A 2,357-nucleotide genomic window follows, 5' to 3' on the forward strand; every position below is an offset into this window, starting at 1 on the left:
TTGCCCCTGGGCGCCACAGAAGACCGTATTGTGGGCGCGCTCGATTTAGAAAAAGCTTTGTCGCAAGGCATCAAAGAGTTTTCACCCGGTTTGCTGGCGCAGGCCCATCGGGGCTTTTTGTACATCGACGAGGTGAATTTGCTGGACGACCATTTGGTGGATTTGTTGATCGACGTGGCCGCTTCGGGAGAAAACCTGGTCGAACGCGAAGGTCTCTCCATTCGCCACCCGGCCCGCTTTGTGCTGGTGGGCAGCGGCAACCCCGAAGAGGGCGAACTGCGCCCGCAGTTGCTGGACCGTTTTGGTCTGTCGGTCAATGTCAAGACACCTCAAGACGTGGCCTTGCGGGTCGAGGTCATCAAACGACGAGATGCCTTCGACAAAGACCCCGTGGCTTACAAAGCCCAATGGCAAGCTCAGAACGAGAAACTGCAAAAGCGCATCGTAAAAGCCAGAAAAGCACTGGCCACGGTGGTGGTGGACGATGACATGCTCACTTTGTGCGCTCGGCTGTGTCAACAACTGGGCACCGATGGACTACGTGCCGAATTGACGCTGCTGCGCGCTACACGGGCGCTGGCGGCCATGCAGGGGGACAAAGTGGTCCATCCTGAGCACCTGAAAACCATTGCCCCCTTGGCCTTGCGCCATCGCATGCGCCGAAACCCTCTGGACGACACCGATTCAGGTGAACGCGTGCAAAGGTGCCTGCAAGACATTTTGGCGACCTGAAGGCCGGTCATGTCCAACGCGCTGCGAGATCTAGAGACCTGGAACGATGCCCTGACCGCGTTGCAATTGTTGCAAATTGACCCCCACGGCTTTGGCGGTGTGTGGCTTCGAGCCCCCTTTGGACCGGTGCGCGATCAATGGCTGCGGCAGCTCGCCACCACAAAGATGAACACCGTCAAGCTGCCCGGCAGCATTGATTTGGAACGTTTATTGGGGGGCATCGATTTGTCACTCACCCTGCAAACCGGTCAGTTGCACCTGCAATCGGGTCTGTTGGCGCAGGCTCACGAGGGCTTGGTTTGCATCAGCATGGCCGAGCGGTTTCCCGCGTCCTTGATGGCCCCATTGACGCAAGCCATGGACACCCAATGCTTGCCACCTTTGCGCATGAGCGACAGCGCCCAAGCCGCTGTTCAGACCACATTTGGCGTGGTTGCCTTGGACGAGTCAACGGGCGACGATCTGCCCATCAGCCCGGCGTTGCAAGAACGCCTGGGGCTTTGGCTGAACCTGCAAGAGCTGCCCCCTTCAGCGGTCTCCGATCTGGCGTTCGCGTTACAAGACAAGGGCAGCGACGAAGGTGCTGTCAACATCTTACTAACGGCGCAGTCCTTGGCAGAGATGCGCACATTGCTTCAGCGCATGCAGTTCAACGATGAGCAGGCCACGGCCATCTGCGCCACCGCCATGGGGCTGGGCATCGACTCCTTGCGTGTGCCCAGCTTGGCGCTGAGGGTGGCTTGCGTGCACGCCGCCTTGCATTTGAGAAGCGAAGTGGTGCAAGCAGATTTGGCATTTGCCACCCGCGCTGTGTTGGCACCTCGGGCGACCCAATGGCCCACACCACCCGACAACGCGTCCGACCCCACAGAGCCCACGCCCCAAGAACCTCAGCCAGAAGCGGCATCAGAGTCGGCGTCGGAGCCAGAAACGCAAGCGGAACAGCCCCCGCCACAGGACAACCCGCCACCGCCCACCGATTCGCCCGAGCCCCCTCCCCCCGATGAAGGCGAGGAGGACAGCGACGAGGTGAAAGACCCCAGTCCGCAGGATCTGGAAGATCTATTGATCGCGGCGGCGCTGGCGAGTTTGCCTGCCAATATATTGGAGCGCCTGATGACCAAAACAGGCAGCAATACTGGCCAGAGCTCGGGGCGCAGCGGCACCGTGCGCTCGGGCATGCAGCGCGGCAGGCCCCTGCCCCCTCGGCCGGGCCGACCGGGCGGGCTCGCGCGCTTGCACGTCTTGGCCACCTTGCGCGCGGCTGCGCCCAAGCAGCGCTTGAGAAAAGGCACCCAAACAGCCCGCGTGGCCATTCGTTCAGAAGACTTTCATGTCCACCGTTACCAACAAAACAGCGCCACCTGCCTGATCTTGGCCTTAGACGCTTCCGGCTCGGCCGCGCTGCAACGCTTGGCTGAAGCCAAAGGGGCGGTGGAGTTGCTGCTGCAACAATCCTACGCCCGCCGCGACAGCGTGTGCATCGTGGCGTTCAGAGGCGCGCAAGCCCAATTGCTTTTGCCCATGACGCGCTCTTTGGTGCGCGCCAAGCGGGCCATGACGGGACTGCCCGGTGGTGGCGGTACGCCTTTGGCTTTGGCACTGAAAATGGCCTGCGAACAAGC

The 2,357-nt window shown here is 61.2% G+C and carries 2 protein-coding genes; both read left to right on the plus strand.

The window, feature by feature from the left end:
• A partial coding sequence (locus tag Q0341_RS10870) for an ATP-binding protein (RefSeq protein WP_299513099.1) occupies positions 1–732 on the plus strand: 732 nt, incomplete at its 5' end.
• Between the two features lie 9 nt (positions 733–741).
• Positions 742–2,357, plus strand: a 1,616-nt coding sequence (locus Q0341_RS10875) for a VWA domain-containing protein (protein WP_299513101.1), incomplete at its 3' end; no start/stop codon positions are given.

This window comes from uncultured Limnohabitans sp., assembly GCF_937889215.1.
GTDB lineage: Bacteria > Pseudomonadota > Gammaproteobacteria > Burkholderiales > Burkholderiaceae_C > Limnohabitans_A.